The sequence below is a fragment of the Caenibacillus caldisaponilyticus genome, assembly GCF_002003465.1.
GTDB lineage: Bacteria > Bacillota > Bacilli > Bacillales > Sporolactobacillaceae > Caenibacillus > Caenibacillus caldisaponilyticus.
On record NZ_BDDQ01000152.1, the window covers coordinates 1 to 916 of the forward strand.

General features: G+C 51.4%; 1 protein-coding gene. It reads left to right on the forward strand.

The window, feature by feature from the left end; translation table 11 throughout:
- Positions 1 to 834 (forward strand): group II intron maturase-specific domain-containing protein (locus CCB157_RS16940; protein ID WP_274519649.1); only part of this gene is annotated, 834 nt, incomplete at its 5' end.
- Positions 835 to 916: the final 82 nt, after the last annotated feature.

Below are 916 nucleotides of genomic sequence, written 5' to 3' on the forward strand. Positions count from 1 at the left end.
CACGACATTCTGATGAGCCGGGTTGCACGGAAGGTCGAGGACAAGCGAGTTCTGAAATTGATAAGGGCCTACTTAAAAGCTGGGGTGATGCTGGAAGGTGTCCGGGTTCGTTCAGAGGAAGGCACGCCGCAAGGCGGGCCATTGAGTCCGCTCTTGGCCAACATCCTGCTGGATGATCTGGATAAAGAACTTGAAAAGCGGGGGTTGAAGTTCTGCCGCTACGCCGATGACTGTAACATTTATGTCCGCAGTCCGCGTGCGGGCCAAAGAGTCAAACAAAGCGTTCAAAAGTATCTGGAGAAGAAGTTAAAACTCAAAGTCAACGAGGAGAAAAGTGCGGTCGACCGCCCCTGGAAACGAAAGTTTCTAGGGTTCAGCTTCACGTCTCAACGAGAAGCTCGAATCCGACTCGCCCCGAAATCCGTTCAACGGTTTAAGAATAAAATCCGGCAACTGACGAATCCGAATTGGAGTCTTCCAATGGAGGAACGTATCCGGAAACTCAACCAATATACCATGGGATGGATGGGGTACTTCGCGTTAATTGAGACCCCCTCTCCCTTGAAGCGCCTGGAAGAATGGATAAGAAGAAGGTTGAGACTGTGCCGTTGGCACCAATGGAAAAGGGTGAGAACTCGAATTCGTGAACTGAGAGCCCTTGGGCTCAAAGAACACGAAGTGTTCGAGATCGCTAACACTCGGAAAGGGGCTTGGCGTACGACAAGGACGCCTCAATTGCATAAAGCCCTTGGCAAAGCCTACTGGCTTAAGCAAGGGCTGAAGAGTTTAACGCAGAGATATTTTGAACTCCGTCAAGATTGGCGAACCGCCTAGTGCGGACCCGCATGCTAGGTGGTGTGAGGGGACGGGGGTTCGTCACCCCCTCCTACTCGATTAGSATCTGATTCSAAAAGCC